At 57.7% G+C, this 13,746-nt stretch carries 15 protein-coding genes; 4 read left to right on the top strand and 11 right to left on the bottom strand.

Features of this window, described 5'->3' with window-relative positions; all coding sequences use genetic code 11:
* Nucleotides 1–63 precede the first annotated feature (63 nt).
* Nucleotides 64–408, top strand: coding sequence for a cupin domain-containing protein (locus AC1MDT_RS10265; RefSeq protein ID WP_480421910.1), 345 nt, complete (start codon nt 64–66; stop codon nt 406–408).
* 173 nt (nt 409–581) lie between these two features.
* On the opposite strand, the gene AC1MDT_RS10260 is transcribed toward AC1MDT_RS10265, so the two are convergent.
* Together AC1MDT_RS10260 and AC1MDT_RS10255 are read right to left on the bottom strand one after the other, a co-directional pair.
* Nucleotides 582–848: a DUF1652 domain-containing protein gene (locus AC1MDT_RS10260; protein WP_480421909.1), complete on the bottom strand. Its 267-nt coding sequence runs from the start codon at nt 846–848 to the stop codon at nt 582–584.
* Nucleotides 849–1,114: 266 nt separating this feature from the next.
* Nucleotides 1,115–1,546: a hypothetical protein gene (locus AC1MDT_RS10255; RefSeq protein ID WP_480421908.1), complete on the bottom strand. Its 432-nt coding sequence runs from the start codon at nt 1,544–1,546 to the stop codon at nt 1,115–1,117.
* Between the two features lie 210 nt (nt 1,547–1,756).
* Here AC1MDT_RS10255 and AC1MDT_RS10250 point away from each other — a divergent pair, with 210 nt between their 5' ends.
* The gene (locus AC1MDT_RS10250) at nt 1,757–1,978 is read left to right on the top strand and encodes a hypothetical protein (protein ID WP_480421907.1); all 222 of its coding nucleotides are present in this window, start codon (nt 1,757–1,759) and stop codon (nt 1,976–1,978) included.
* A gap of 97 nt (nt 1,979–2,075) precedes the next feature.
* Here AC1MDT_RS10250 and AC1MDT_RS10245 read toward each other — a convergent pair whose 3' ends face one another.
* The 5 genes from AC1MDT_RS10245 to AC1MDT_RS10225 form a co-directional block, all read right to left on the bottom strand.
* Entirely contained in the window at nt 2,076–3,413 is a 1,338-nt protein-coding gene (locus tag AC1MDT_RS10245) for a purine-cytosine permease family protein (protein ID WP_480421906.1), read from the bottom strand.
* A gap of 5 nt (nt 3,414–3,418) precedes the next feature.
* Complete coding sequence (locus AC1MDT_RS10240; protein WP_480421905.1) at nt 3,419–4,096, bottom strand: cysteine hydrolase family protein; 678 nt, start codon at nt 4,094–4,096, stop codon at nt 3,419–3,421.
* 93 nt (nt 4,097–4,189) lie between these two features.
* Nucleotides 4,190–4,342: a hypothetical protein gene (locus tag AC1MDT_RS10235; protein ID WP_414908008.1), complete on the bottom strand. Its 153-nt coding sequence runs from the start codon at nt 4,340–4,342 to the stop codon at nt 4,190–4,192.
* A 63-nt stretch (nt 4,343–4,405) separates the two neighbouring features.
* Complete coding sequence (locus AC1MDT_RS10230) at nt 4,406–5,449, bottom strand: LLM class flavin-dependent oxidoreductase (RefSeq protein WP_480421904.1); 1,044 nt, start codon at nt 5,447–5,449, stop codon at nt 4,406–4,408.
* 338 nt (nt 5,450–5,787) lie between these two features.
* On the bottom strand, nt 5,788–6,273 hold the full coding sequence (locus tag AC1MDT_RS10225; RefSeq protein WP_208667910.1) for a flavin reductase family protein: 486 nt from the start codon (nt 6,271–6,273) through the stop codon (nt 5,788–5,790).
* 323 nt (nt 6,274–6,596) lie between these two features.
* Between AC1MDT_RS10225 and AC1MDT_RS10220 the strand changes: the two genes are divergently transcribed.
* Entirely contained in the window at nt 6,597–8,003 is a 1,407-nt protein-coding gene (locus tag AC1MDT_RS10220; RefSeq protein WP_480421903.1) for a purine-cytosine permease family protein, read from the top strand.
* 159 nt (nt 8,004–8,162) lie between these two features.
* Here the strand turns inward: AC1MDT_RS10220 and AC1MDT_RS10215 are convergent, their stop codons facing one another.
* Nucleotides 8,163–9,095, bottom strand: a complete 933-nt coding sequence (locus AC1MDT_RS10215) for a transporter (RefSeq protein WP_480421902.1) — start codon at nt 9,093–9,095, stop codon at nt 8,163–8,165.
* 204 nt (nt 9,096–9,299) lie between these two features.
* On the opposite strand from AC1MDT_RS10215, the gene AC1MDT_RS10210 reads away from it, so the two are divergent.
* On the top strand, nt 9,300–10,232 hold the full coding sequence (locus AC1MDT_RS10210; RefSeq protein ID WP_480421901.1) for a LysR family transcriptional regulator: 933 nt from the start codon (nt 9,300–9,302) through the stop codon (nt 10,230–10,232).
* Here the strand turns inward: AC1MDT_RS10210 and AC1MDT_RS10205 are convergent.
* The 3 genes from AC1MDT_RS10205 to AC1MDT_RS10195 form a co-directional block, all read right to left on the bottom strand.
* The gene (locus tag AC1MDT_RS10205) at nt 10,190–10,561 is read right to left on the bottom strand and encodes a DUF485 domain-containing protein (protein ID WP_480421900.1); all 372 of its coding nucleotides are present in this window, start codon (nt 10,559–10,561) and stop codon (nt 10,190–10,192) included. The genes AC1MDT_RS10210 and AC1MDT_RS10205 overlap by 43 nt on opposite strands.
* 27 nt (nt 10,562–10,588) lie before the next feature.
* On the bottom strand, nt 10,589–12,244 hold the full coding sequence (locus AC1MDT_RS10200; RefSeq protein ID WP_480421899.1) for a sodium:solute symporter family transporter: 1,656 nt from the start codon (nt 12,242–12,244) through the stop codon (nt 10,589–10,591).
* Between the two features lie 71 nt (nt 12,245–12,315).
* A complete protein-coding gene (locus AC1MDT_RS10195; RefSeq protein ID WP_480421898.1) occupies nt 12,316–13,473 on the bottom strand; it encodes a M20 aminoacylase family protein in 1,158 nt (385 codons plus the stop codon).
* Nucleotides 13,474–13,746: the final 273 nt, after the last annotated feature.

Here is a 13,746-nt window from a genome sequence, read left to right as displayed (position 1 = left end):
GTCGGTGTCGGTGCCGGAGTATCGCGACAGCGTCGAACTCACTCCCACTCGGAGGAACGCACAATGAGCAACGAACAGGTGGCACCTGAGACTAAAGGTGTTGCAGTGAAGTTACTTGCAACGGTTGACCTGGGCCCTGAGATCGAGGGCATGGCAGGGCGCCAACTTAGAATGCGTTTGGTGACCATCGAACCAGGGGGCGTCTTCGGGCCGATTCACAACCATAAAGACAGGCCAGGCACTGTCTACATACTGCAAGGAGTGATCACTGACCATCGTAATGGAGTCGCCACGGACTATGGACCGGGAGTGGGCTGGCCCGAGGACAGGAACACCACGCATTGGCTTGAGAACAGGGGAACGATGGCGGCGGTGGAGATCTCGGTCGATATTGTCAGGCAAGCGTAAGCTCAGGCCCGACACCTGACAGGGGCGGGCCTGACACACGGCTCAACTGGACGTGCTTCAGTCGGCTGCATATTTAATCCAGCTATGCAGCTCTGTAACCAAGTCACGTTGCAAGATGCTTATAAGGACAATATTGGTAGCCCGGAGCCGGAGGAGGTTTGGAAATGGCTGGGCTACCTACTAGCAGAGTGATTTATCGAGTAATGAGGCGCAGAACTGGCACGCTCGAGGTCGTTTCGCAGATCCTCGATGAGGGTGGCGATTGCATAACCGGTGTTGAGCTGGGCAATGGAGATCCCGGTAACAACGAGAACTTCTTGATTCGAAGGGCTTTTATAAAAACGAACGGTCAGCGCTGCGGGTGGATCGACAGTACATTCGCAGCGGGTCGGGAGAAAGCTTTGCTCAACGAGGTGACGCAGTTCCAGAGTCGACAACATGGCGACATACCTCGACGGGAGTCAGCCAAATGACTTTTGTCAGACGTGAGTGAGGAAGTTCCTGAAATGGATGCTTGGCAGGCTCCTTAATCACGTTTGGCCAAGAGCCCTGCGTTGAGTGTAACCCCCAGCCCCCCTGACGGATTAGACCGTTTTCCTCTGGCGTCCCTGAAAGACGGCGCATTAGTCGTGGTCCATTGCGTTCAGTCGGGGCCTTTTCTGATGAGGGGATCAAGCCCGCTGAAAGGGCTAGTGGCAGGCCTCCACTAATCACAGGCATCTGCTACGGCCTTCGCGGCGCGTTCCATTTCCTGCTTGATGTCAGTGGTTATGCGCTGTTTTATGAGTTTCTGTTCGAGAAACTGTTGGCTTCCCTGGTTTTTCAGTTCTGCGTCGGTTGCGGCGTCCTGCGCTTTCAGCTCGGCAGCGTGTGCGTCTATGACGGCCTCAACCTCGGCATCATTGGTGGCGGTGTCCAGGGCGCTGACCAATTTGTGCACTTGCGTGTTCTCGGCCTCGGCATAAGCCTCGACAGACAGTCCGGCAGCCATTGCTCGCGCTCGAACGTCAAGGGTTTTGATATGTTCCTGTGCTGCCTGGCACAGCGCATCCTGCCGTTCGCTCTCGCCAGCTCTCCAATCCATAAACACATGCGCAGTAACACCCACCACGGCCAGGGTGATGGCGGTACCAATCAAACCAATCGACAGGCCTCTCACACTCAGCAGCCTCAGCGGTCAATGGGAACACTAGTTCGTGATTATCGTCCGACTTCATTCAACGCAGCGTAGCAGGGTCGGGCGATACTGAAAAACTGCTGCCTGTCGTCGCTTGCCGTACGTCGTCGCCGGTGAACGTCCCGATTTGCGAAGCGCTCTACCGCAAAACGGTCTTTTGGAGTTGTCGCCATGTACGAAGATCCGAAATCGCAAGCGCTTACGACCTGGCAACAATTGCTGGAACGGGCTGACGTTCGAATGACTGCGCAAGAGCAATACGAGGAACTGCTCCGACTTGCAGAGAAGTTCCTGAAACAAGGTTTCATCGATCGTGACGAGCGTAAGCAACTCGTGACCGAGGCGACCAAGCGTTATGCGCGGGCAGTGGCAGGCGTGGGCGGCGGGACTTAGGGTTTTTTCGACGACTGTCAGACCGGAACGCGCTTGCATGAATAGGGCCACTGACAGCACAACGCCGACCCTGGGCCGGCGTTGTGCTTTTCAGTTTTTAGCGTAACGCCACGCTGATCTCTGGCGTGTGCTTACCCAGCTTCATCAGCCAGTAATAGCTCATCGCGGGTACCAGGAGCCCGACGATCCAGGCCAGGTCCACACCGTCCAGCGCGCTCGCCACCGGTCCCACATACAACGTGGTGTTCATGAACGGAATTTCCAGAGCGATTGCCAGCAGGAAGCTGCCACAGGCGATCCAGTTGATACGCCCGTAGATCCCGTTCAGGTTGAAGATGTCATCGATCTGGTACCGGCCTTTGCGCAAGCAGTAGTAGTCCACCAGGTTGATCGCCGTCCAGGGGATCAGGAAGTAGCTCATGAAGAAGATAAAGTTGAGGAAGAAGTTAATGAAGTTGTCCTGACTGATGGTGCACAACGCCGTGGCCAACAGGCTGATCAGCAACATGAACAGTCCGCGTACCCGAGGCGTTACCTTGAGTCGGGCAAAGGGTTCGATCACGGTGATGGTCGACATGAACGCGCCGTACAGGTTGAAGACGTTGATCGACACCTGGCCATACAGGATGAACACGAACAACAACACGGCGCCACCGCCGAACAGCCCGGCGACATGACCTCCGACGTTGCCGGAAAAGTCAGTGATACCTACGCTGAGGATCGCACCGAGAATCATCATCCATGCGCCGCCACTGACCGTGCCGGCGTAGCTGTACCAAAACACTTTGGCGGTGGGTGTTGTGCTCGGCAGGTAGCGTGAGTAATCGGCGACATAAGGTGCGTACGACAGCTGCCAGGTGACCGCGATGCTCACCGCTACCAGGAACTTCGACAGTGAGAAACCGGTTGGCAGCCATTGTTCAGCAGGTATCGGCAGCTGCAGCGCCAGCAGTGTGGCGGCAAAGAACACCACCAACGACAGCAGCGACAGCCACTTCTGCAAACGGTGGATCAGGCGATAACCATACAGCGCAACGACGAAGCACAAGGCCCCGATCAGGTAGACATTAGCCGTTGCCGACAGTGGGCTGACCGACTCTATGACGAAGAACCCCAGGTAGATCAGCATCACAAACAGCAGCGGCAACACCGCGCCCAACACGCCGAATTGTGCGCGGCTCTGGATCATTTGCGGGATGCCCAGTTTTGGTCCTTGGGCGGAGTGGGAAGCCATGAAAATCGCCCCCAACAGTGAGCCGATAATGATCGCCAGCGCACTCCAGAACAGATTGAGCCCCATCACTACCGGCAACACGCCGGAAGCGATGGTCGTGATGTTCATGTTGGCGCCGAACCAGATGAAAAACAGTGAACCGGGGTGGCCATGGCGTTCGGATTCAGGGATGAAATCGATGCTTCTTTTTTCGACTTGCATGGCGATTACTCCTGAGTCCGGGCGAGGTGGGTTTGCAGACGGGCGATGGTGCTTTCGAACTCATGCGGTTGATGAGCGAACAGGTCCGGGCTCTCGGGGATCAAGCTCAGGTAGTCGCGAGATTCAAGGGCGTGCGCACATTGAGCGCTGGTCAGGATCTCCAGTGAGTAAACCCAGTTGGCCATGATCAACAGTGCCGAGTAATGCCCTGACAGGGTGGTCGTGGTGCAGGCATCGCTGACCAGCCGAACGTGATAGCCCAAGGCGAACGCGTCGAACACGCTGCTGAGGACGCAGACATCGGTCAATACGCCACAGACGATCAGCGTATCGACGCCTTGCGCCTTGAGCCGGGCATCCAGATCTGTGCGGTGGTAGGCGCTGTAGCGGCCCTTGTCCAGCACCTGCTCGCCAGGCAGCGGTGCCAGTTGCTCGAGTATTTCCACTTGCCGGGTGCCGGCGCGGTAACTGCTCGGACCGCCGTCGGCTGCCAGTGGTTCGCCGCGCGGCATGTCACTGCTGTCGGCCTGATTGATGTGACGGGTATAGATGACAGGTATCCGCTGACGGCGGGCGGAATCGAGCAAGGCGGTCGTGTTAGCCACCACCGTGTCGAAGTTTTCCAGGACGAAACCGTCCTCCTGCTGCATGTCGATGATCAACAGCGCGTTGTTATTGTTCATTGAGCAAACCTGATCATGAGCCGAAGCGCAATGCACCGTGCACGTCGCCGCGATGGCGAGACGTGTGGTGCGTGAATGTCTGTTCGGGTGGGCTCAGTGAACTATTTGCCAGAAACCGTTCTGCTTGGCTGAAACGCTGGCGCGCAGACGCTTGAAGTGGATATGCGAAGCGGTCCATTCGCCGCGCAGGTAAGCCTGCTCGGCGCCGGACGGAGGGGCGAGTGATGGGAGACGACCGTTCTGCATTGGAATCGACCCTACACGTCAATCAGCCCCCCGGCTTCGCGTCCGGGGGACAGGGCTGCGGACTCAGCGAAACGCCGGGACCACGTGTTTGATAAACAGCTCCAGGGATTTTTTCTTTTCCGCATGGGGCAGGCTGTTATCGCACCAAAAGCTGAACTCGTCGACGCCCAGTTCCTGGTAATACTTGATGCGCGGGATGATTTCTTCCGCGGTGCCGATCATGGCGGTCTTGTGCAGACTCTCCAGTTCGAACTCCGGGCGACCGGCGAATTTTTCTTCCGGGCTCGGTGCCAGGAAACCGTTGACCGGTACTTCCTTGTTGCCAAACCAGGCGTCGAAGGTGCGGTAGAAACGCGAGATCGCCTTGGCCCCGACTTTCCAGCCCTCGGGGTCATCGACCGCATGGATGTGGGTGTGACGCAGCACCATCAACTGTGGGCGCGGCACGTCCGGGTTGTTATCCAGCGCAGCCTGGAACTTGTTCTTCAGGTCCAGAACTTCTTCATCGCCCTTCATCAGCGGCGTGACCATGACGTTGCAGCCGTTGGCCACCGCAAAGTTGTGGGAATCCGGGTCGCGGGCGGCGATCCACATCGGCGGGTTCGGCTTCTGGATCGGCTTCGGTACGCTGGTGGACGTCGGGAATTTCCAGATATCGCCATCGTGGGCGTAATCGCCTTGCCACAGGGCGCGAACGACCGGAACCATTTCCCGCAGTGCCTGGCCGCCGGAAGAAGCAGGCATGCCGCCGGCCATCCGATCGAACTCCACCTGATAGGCGCCACGTGCCAGGCCGACTTCCATGCGGCCATTGCTGATCACGTCCAGCAGCGCGCATTCACCGGCCACCCGCAACGGGTGCCAGAACGGCGCGATGATGGTGCCGGCGCCCAGATGAATGGTGGTGGTCTTGGCTGCCAGGTAGGCCAACAGCGGCATCGGGCTTGGCGAGATGGTGTATTCCATGGCGTGGTGTTCGCCGATCCAGACGGTGCTGAAACCACCGGCTTCGGCTATCAGGGTCAGTTCGGTCAGGTCTTCAAACAACTGACGGTGGCTGACGCTTTCGTCCCAGCGCTCCATGTGCACGAACAGGGAAAATTTCATGACGCTACCTCGAATCTTTTGTTGTCGGCCTGTCGACTGCGGGCCTGTTGCCTGGAATGAGCGTTGAGCGCTCCCGGGTGTTCTCGCCGTGACGCGTTGCTGAGTGCGACGGGTCTGTTGATGGGTTATTGGTATACCATAATACGTAATAGCCGCAAAATATTTCTCTCCGACGGTCGCTTATCTGGCCGAGCCCCCGCAGCCGCAGAACATTGATGCCAGCCTGAAACGCTATTTGGCAAGCGATGCGGCTCAAGTTCCGATGGGTAAGAACGTCGTTCTGAACGTAAGGCAAGCACGGCAGCGGCGGTGTTACACGCCGCTGCTGTTTGATCGAATCAGGCGAAGACGGGCAGGGCGCCCATCTTGCCGTGGCAGTACACCAGTGGCCCGGCGTTCTGCTGGGGCACGATCAGGTTCTTCACCGCACCGACCATGATTGCGTGGTCGCCACCTTCATATTCACGCCACAGCTCGCATTCGATCACCGCCGTGGCATTGGCCAGAATCGGATTGCCCAGTTCACTCAATGTCCATTCGATGCCTTGCGCCTTGTCCTTGCCTTTGCGCGCGAAGGCGTAGGCTTCGCTTTGCTGGCCGCCGGACAGCACGTGAATGGCAAAGCGTTTGTTCTTGATCAGTACCGGATAGGAGTCGGAGCTGTAATTGGGGCAGAACAGCACCAGAGCCGGGTCCATGGACAGCGAACTGAACGCGCTGGCGGTCAGGCCGACGATTTGTCCGTCGTCATCGAGCGTGGTGATCACGGTGACCCCGGACGGAAACGAACCCATCACTTGTTTGTAGATGGCGGCATCGATCATGGGACGGTCCTCTGGCGGTGAAACAGGTTTTTATGAATTTGTAGGTATGATGGTATACCGTAATACCGTGTTTGCAAGGGCTTTTTCAGTCACCCGATAAACGCACGATTTGGGTCTTAAACTCAATGATTACGGGGCTTTCAGCTAGCCTGCACAGGTGCATGTACGTCAAAATGGCGGATCAGATGGACGTACAAGGACCGGATCAGTCTTGTTAAAAGTTTGGAATACCATAATATGATCGGCACCTGAGGGGAGGCCAAAGAGCCCCCCCGGTTTGGCTTCATACAAATATAAGATCAGACAAACTCGAGTTCATGCACATGTCCCAGATGTCCCGGCAAGACCCCCTGATCGAGAATCACACGGTCGACTACGTCCCACTCGCAGAGCGCCACGGGAAGGCCCGCGATCTATTCACCTTATGGTTCAGTACCAACATTGCACCACTGCCTATCGTCACCGGTGCCATGGTGGTCCAAGTGTTCCACCTCAATCTGTTCTGGGGGTTGCTGGCGATCGCGCTTGGGCACATGGTCGGCGGCTTGGTGATTGCCCTTGCGTCGGCTCAGGGGCCGCGGATGGGCATTCCGCAAATGGTGCAGAGTCGTGGTCAGTTCGGTCGTTATGGCGCGCTGTTGATCGTGTTCTTTGCGGCACTGATCTACATCGGCTTTTTCATTTCCAATATCGTGTTGGCCGGCAAATCCATCGTCGGCATCGCGCCTTCGGTTCCCGTGCCGGCCAGCATCCTGATCGGTGCCCTCAGCGCCACTGCCATCGGGGTCATTGGTTACCGCTTTATTCATACCCTCAACCGCATTGGCACCTGGGTCATGGGCAGTGCCTTGCTCGCCGGGTTCCTGTTTATCTTTGCACATGATCTGCCGGCGGACTTCTTCACGCGCGGTGGTTTTAACCTGTCCGGCTGGTTGGCCACCGTGTCGCTGGGGATTATCTGGCAGATCAGCTTCTCGCCGTATGTGTCGGACTATTCGCGTTACCTGCCGGCGGATATCGGGATTGCACGTCCGTTCTTCGCCACTTACCTGGGCGCAACGCTTGGCACCATTCTGTCGTTCTCCTTCGGCGCGGTGGCCGTATTGGCGACCCCGCAAGGCACTGAGGCAATGGTGGCGGTGAAGCAGTCCACCGGTTGGCTGGGGCCGATTCTGATGGTGCTGTTTTTGCTCAATATCATCAGTCACAACGCCTTGAATCTGTATGGCGCGGTGCTGTCGATCATCACCTCGATCCAGACGTTTGCCAGTCAATGGACGCCCAGCATCAAGCTGCGTGTGGTGTTGTCGGGTCTTGTTTTGGCGGGCTGCTGCCTGGTCGCGCTGAGTGCTTCGGCGGATTTCATTTCGCAGTTCATTGGGCTGATTCTGGCGCTGTTGCTGGTGTTGGTGCCGTGGGCTTCGATTAACCTGATCGACTTCTATTTGATCAAGCGCGGCAGCTATGACATTGCTTCGATCTTTAGTGCCGATGGCGGGATTTATGGGCGTTTCAACCTGCATGCGATCGTTGCGTATTTCATCGGGATTATCGTGCAGTTGCCGTTTGCCAATACGTCGTTGTATGTGGGGCCGTATGCCAATTGGGTGGAAGGCGCTGATTTGTCGTGGCTGGTGGGGTTGGTGGTGACGTGTCCGTTGTATTACTGCCTGGCGACGCGCGGGCAGGCTCAGGAAGCCCGGGCTTCTCGCCTTGGTTTTGCTGATTAGTTTTTGATGGGTGTTTGTCTGGAATGCCCGGGTTATGCCGGGCATTTTTGTGGGTCGTGTGTATAGCCGGTTTTTGGGTAGCGGCGGCTCCCGCTAACGGATGCTCGCCGCCCAGGTACCTCTGGATTTTCCCTCGCACGCCAGCGCAAGTCCTACGTTTCAAAGCCCTCCGCCGAAGCGATACTGCCAAACTATGCCAATCGCATCGTATTCGCTGCCCGTGCGGGTATGCCCGCCATTGCTCGCATTCAGCTTTACCGAATTGTTCCTGTTCAACGGCAGTGTGAGGGTGCATCCGTAGCGCGTGTTTTCCTGAAGATCGTGGTTGCCGACGCCATCGATCGAGGTACTCCCGCCAGTGAAGTAGGTCGTATCCAGCGAAGCCCAAATACCGTTGCTAAAGGCATAGATAAGATGCCCCTGTACCTGGTAAATCGGGTTCTGGGACAGTGTGTGGTCGCCGAGGTACTCATTGTTGTCGGTGTAAAAGGTTCCCGCGCCAGATAGCTCCAGGGTCACTGGCCCCAGGCGCTTGGAAATCCCGAGTTCGGGCTTGAATGACCAGCGGTTGTTGCCGAGATTTACCAGCTTGCTCGCGTCGTATTGGCCGAGTGGTGCGGTGATCGCCAGGCTGGTGCCGATAATCAGATCCTGTTGATAGCTGGGGAAGTCAGCCAGGGACATCGCCGGGGCGCCATATAAGTTGATCGAGAACCGGAATCTTGGATCGATCAACCCCGTAACATTACGTTCCTTGGGTTCACCGGCGAACAGAGCAGAACCCGTCAATTTTGCCTCAGGCACGACGATATCGAACTTCCCGGAGCGGCCCCAGACGTCCAGGGATCTGGCAAAGCCAAACACGACGGTCTTGATGTTGAGCTTGGCATCCTGGAGCGGGACTGAGGGGTTGGCCGTCACGTTGCCATGGATATCGTTGTAGCCCATGAGCAGGAAATTGATACCGACCGGCGTATTGGCGTAGGACCTGGGTTCGAGATCCTCTGCGACTGCACCAGGGGCGACGATGATGAACGAAGCGGATGCGAACCCAACCAACCTGAGGACGCATAGTTTGTGTTTCATCCACATTCACTCGCTTCCTGTGAGGCCCCCCGGAGTTCTATGTATTGTTGTAGCGCATCTGCATTCGTTCGGCACTTATAGCGGCCACGCATCATCAACCTCAATACCAAAGGGCGTTTCGCTTTGCTCATATCGATATGGACGCGGGTGGGCTTTTGTAGGATTGTCCTGTGCTATGTCTGATAGATCCAACTGCCAAGAAAGAGAAAAATGGATACCAGGAAACTACGTCACGTTCTAGGGTTGGTAGAGCACCTGACATTCACCCGGGCCAGTATCGAGGTCAACCTGAGTCAGCCGGCCCTGTCTCGGAGCATTCAGTCGATTGAAGCCGAACTTGGGGTTCGCTTGTTCGATCGTGGGCCAACAGGCGTTGAGCTGACACCCTACGGCGAGGTGTTCACTGAGCGGGCGCGCAAGGTGCTGGCCGAACTCAATGAATTGCGCCGGGACATCGAGTTGGTGCGGCGAGGCGAGTATGGCGAGATTGCCCTGGGTTTCGGCCCGACGGCGGCCGCCTTGCTCAAGGCGCCGCTGCTGGAGCATTTTGCCGTGAATGCACCGCAGGTACGGCTGACTGTTAAGGGCGGTACCTATGAAGAATTGTTGAGGTTGCTGCTGGAGGAGAAGATTGACATTTTTTTCGGCGATGTGGCGCTGCTGTCCTATCGTCAGGATTTGCAGGTCGATACGCTGCCCTGTTGGCGCAGCGGTTTCTTTTGTGCCACCAGTCATCCTCTGGCGCAAAGAAGCCAGGTCTCCCCGGCCGAGTTGTTGAATTACCCCGTGGGCTGCATCAATTTGTCAGCCTGGGCCATGGCTGACCTGGATATGTATTTCGAGGGCTCTATCGAGGCCGCCATTCACTTTCAGACTGATGTGCTGGCGGATCTGGAGGCGTTGGCGCTGGCCGGGAACGCAGTGATCTTTGGCAGTCGTCCGGCTTTTTGGCAGGCGTTGGACTGTGGTCGGTTGCAGGAAGTCGCCTTGAGTCCGCCGTTGCAACGAAGTGCGCGTTTCGGTTCGGTCAGTCTTGCGGGACGCACTTTGGCCCCCTCGGTGAAGGGGGCCAAGACGTTGGCACATCAGATATTCGCACGTTACGCCGAACTGCTGGCCGTGGAGCCCGCAGTTGACGGTTGAACAACCTTGGCCCGCGTGCCTTCAGCGTCGGTCGCCCGCTGCATCTCACGCAACAGCGGATCAATGCGGTGGTTGGCGTACCAGGTGTAGAAACCGGTGACGGCAACACAGAACCAGTACAGGCCAATCCCCATCACGATGCCGGTGGTCAGCCGTGACTCTGTCGACAGCGGTAGGGTCAGCCAGTGGGGATCAAATGCCACCAACAGGATAAAGCCGAAGTAGGCGCTCAGGGTCAACAAGGTCAGTCCCAGGCTCAACCTGAGGCGGACCTTTTTCAGGTTGGCCAGAGGCGTGTCGCTGTCTGGGGCATTGGGCAGGGTTGGCATGGTAGATACCTCGTTTGCAGTGGGAGGTTAATGAGCCACGGCGTTGCTGGCGTTGATACCGGTTAGCGAGCGGTAGTGCTGGGCATCAAACCTGGCGCGTTCGGCTTGGGCCGATGGGCTGCGGTCGGTGACCGAGGCGACCCAGGCTGCGAAAAAGGCCACGCTCATGGAGAACAGCGCCGGATTGGAATAGGGGAAGATCGCCGTATCGTGCCCCAGCACACCGACCCAGATCGTCGGCCCCAGTATCAACAGGCCCACTGAGGTGACGAGCCCGCACAGGCAGGCGGCGACCACTCCGCGGGTGGTCAGACCACGCCAGAAGATCGACAGGATCAGCATCGGGAAATTGGTACTTGCGGCAATCGCGAACACCAGGCCGGCGAGGAAGCTGATGTTCAGGTTCTGCACCAATTGCGAGAGCAACAGGGCGACGACGATCAGGATGATGCTGGCACTCCGGAAAATTTTCAGCTCCCGTTGGGGATCGTTTGTTTGCCGGTTGAACAGGTGAGTGTAGATATCATGGCTGACTGCCGAAGCACCGGAGATGGTCAGGCCGGCGACTACCGCGAGGATGGTGGCGAAGGCCACGGCGGACATCACCCCAAGGAACAGTTCGCCGCCAAAGAACGTGCCCAGGTGCATGGCCGCCATATTGTTACCGCCGATAAGGACCTGGCTGCCGGCGTCGAGAAATGCCGGGTTACCTATGACGAAGATCGCCGCCCCCGCGCCGATCACCACCAGCAAGGTGTAGAAGTAGGCAATGATGCAGGTGGCGTAGAAGGCCGACTGGCGGGCGGCGGCGCCATTTTTGACGGTGAAGAAGCGGATCAGGATGTGGGGCAGGCCGACCATGCCGAAGATCAGCGAGACCCCCAGGGAAATGGCATCTACCGGGTCGGCGATCAGCTTGCTAGGGGCCAGCACGGCCAAGCCCTGGGGATAGGCATGGACCACTCTGTCGAGTAACTGGTTGCCACTGAAACCCACACTTTTCAGCACCATGAAACACAGGAAACTGCCGATCGCCAGAATCAACAGGGCTTTGATGATTTGCACCCAGGTGGTGGCCAGCATGCCTCCGACAAGCACATAAAACAGCACCAGAAGGCCGACCATGCCCACCGAGAACAGGTAGGGCGTGCCGAACAGCAGTTGGATCAGTTTGCCGGCACCGACCATCTGCACCACCAGGTAGAACAGCACGATGACCAGGGAGTTGGCGGCGGTCAGCAGGTGCACCGGGCGCTTTTTCAGGCGGAACGAGACCACGTCCGACAGGGTGTAATGGCCAAGATTGCGCAGGGGTTCGGCCACCAGGAACAGCAGGATTGGCCAGCCGACCAGGGTGCCGACCCCATAAATCAGGCTGTCATAGCCGTACAGGGCCTGCATGGCCACAGCGCCGAGAAAGGTCGAGGCCGACATATAGTCGCCAGCCAAGGCGAAGCCGTTTTGCAAGGGGGTGATGCCGCCGCCAGCGTTGTAGTAGTCAGCGGCGCTGCCATTACGACGGCTGGCCCAGCGGGTGATGCCGAGGGTCAGTGTAATCAACAGGAAAAAGGGCACCAGCGTATGCCAGTTGGCAGTGTAACTACTGCCAGTAGCCGCACTGGCGGGGTTCGAAAGCAGCAAGAGCAGTAGTGAAAGACAAGCAGGCAAGGTTCTGGGTGTCATGCCGGGCTCCAGGCTAGTGTGTTGTTGTTGTTGTTGTTGTTGTTGTTGTTGTTGTTGTTGTTGTTGTTGCGTCAGGCGCCGAGTCGCAAGCACACCAATTGCTCGAACATGGCGACGCCGATGCTCGCCACCTCATCATTGAAGTCATAGTGTGGGTGGTGACACATATGCCCGTCCTGCCCTAGCAGGAAATGACAACCGGGACGTTCCTGGAGAAACACCGCGACATCATCGCCCGCCATGATCGGCGCAACGTTGTCGATCAGGTTTTGGGTCCCGACCACACTGTGCGCGGCGCTAATCACGTACTGGGTATGATCTGCACTGTTGACCACTGGCGGCGTGTTGTTGGACAGACTCATATCAATGTTGCACTTGTAACTCAGTGCCAGTCCCTGGCAGACCTCGCGCATGCGCTCAATGACCTGCTGACGAACGCGGGTCGACAGGGTGCGCACGGTACCATCGAGCTGGGCGAACTCCGGGATGACGTTATTGGTCTCGCCCGCCTGGAAGCGGCAGACACTGATGACTGAGCTTTCAACCGGATCGACGTTACGACTGACGATGCTTTGCAGGGCACCGACCAGGCTCGAGCCGATGACGATCGGGTCGATGCTCAGGTGCGGCATACCGCCGTGGCTGCCCACGCCAGTGACGCGGATCGAAAAAAAATCCACCGAGGCCATCAGGCCTCCGGTGCGCACGCCGATGGTGCCCGCAGCCAGAGCAGGGTGGTTGTGCAGGGAATAGACTTCATCGAAGGGAAAGCGTTGCAGCAAACCATCTTCAAGCATGGCCAGGCTGCCTTGGATAATCTCCTCGGCGGGTTGGAAAATCAGCACCACCTTGCCGTGAAAATTCCGCTTCTGGGCCAGGAGACGGGCCGTGCCCAGCAGGATGGCGGTATGACCATCGTGACCGCAGCCATGGAATATCCCCTGATGCTGGGATCGGTAGGAGGGCTGGCCTTCCTCGACGATGGGCAACGCATCCATGTCGGCGCGAAAGGCGATACTCGGCCCAGCGCCAAGGCTGCCGTGGATCACCCCAACGACGCCGGTCTGGCCGATACCGGTATGGGTTTCGATATCCCATGAGCGCAGATGTGTGGCGACGAAGTTAGCGGTCCTGTGTTCCTTGAAGGCGATTTCCGGCTGGCTGTGAATCTGTTGGCGCCAGACGCGCATATCGGTGGCCAAGGCTTGGATTTCAGGGCTAATAGACATATGAATGGAACCTGGATTTGGAGGCTGAGAGGAGAGCTGGCCAACTCTTGCCCGCATCATGCCGCACCGTAAATGCCTTGGACCAATGCAAACTTCAGGCGTAGCTATGCGCACTTTGCATAGCCGATACATCCTGCAGTCATTGGTGGTTCAGCTAACTGGTCGAGATCTTCCGAACAACCTGGATATCATCGATCCCGCCTCAAACGCCCCTCGATCCCGGTTTAAGTTCACTACAGATCGGCGTACGGGCTCGCTTGATTTTAAGGTCTG

The sequence above is a fragment of the Pseudomonas sp. ASL7 genome (assembly GCF_056680375.1).
The sequence above is the reverse complement of the archived record's forward strand: the minus strand, read 5'-3'. Positions and strand labels throughout refer to the sequence as shown.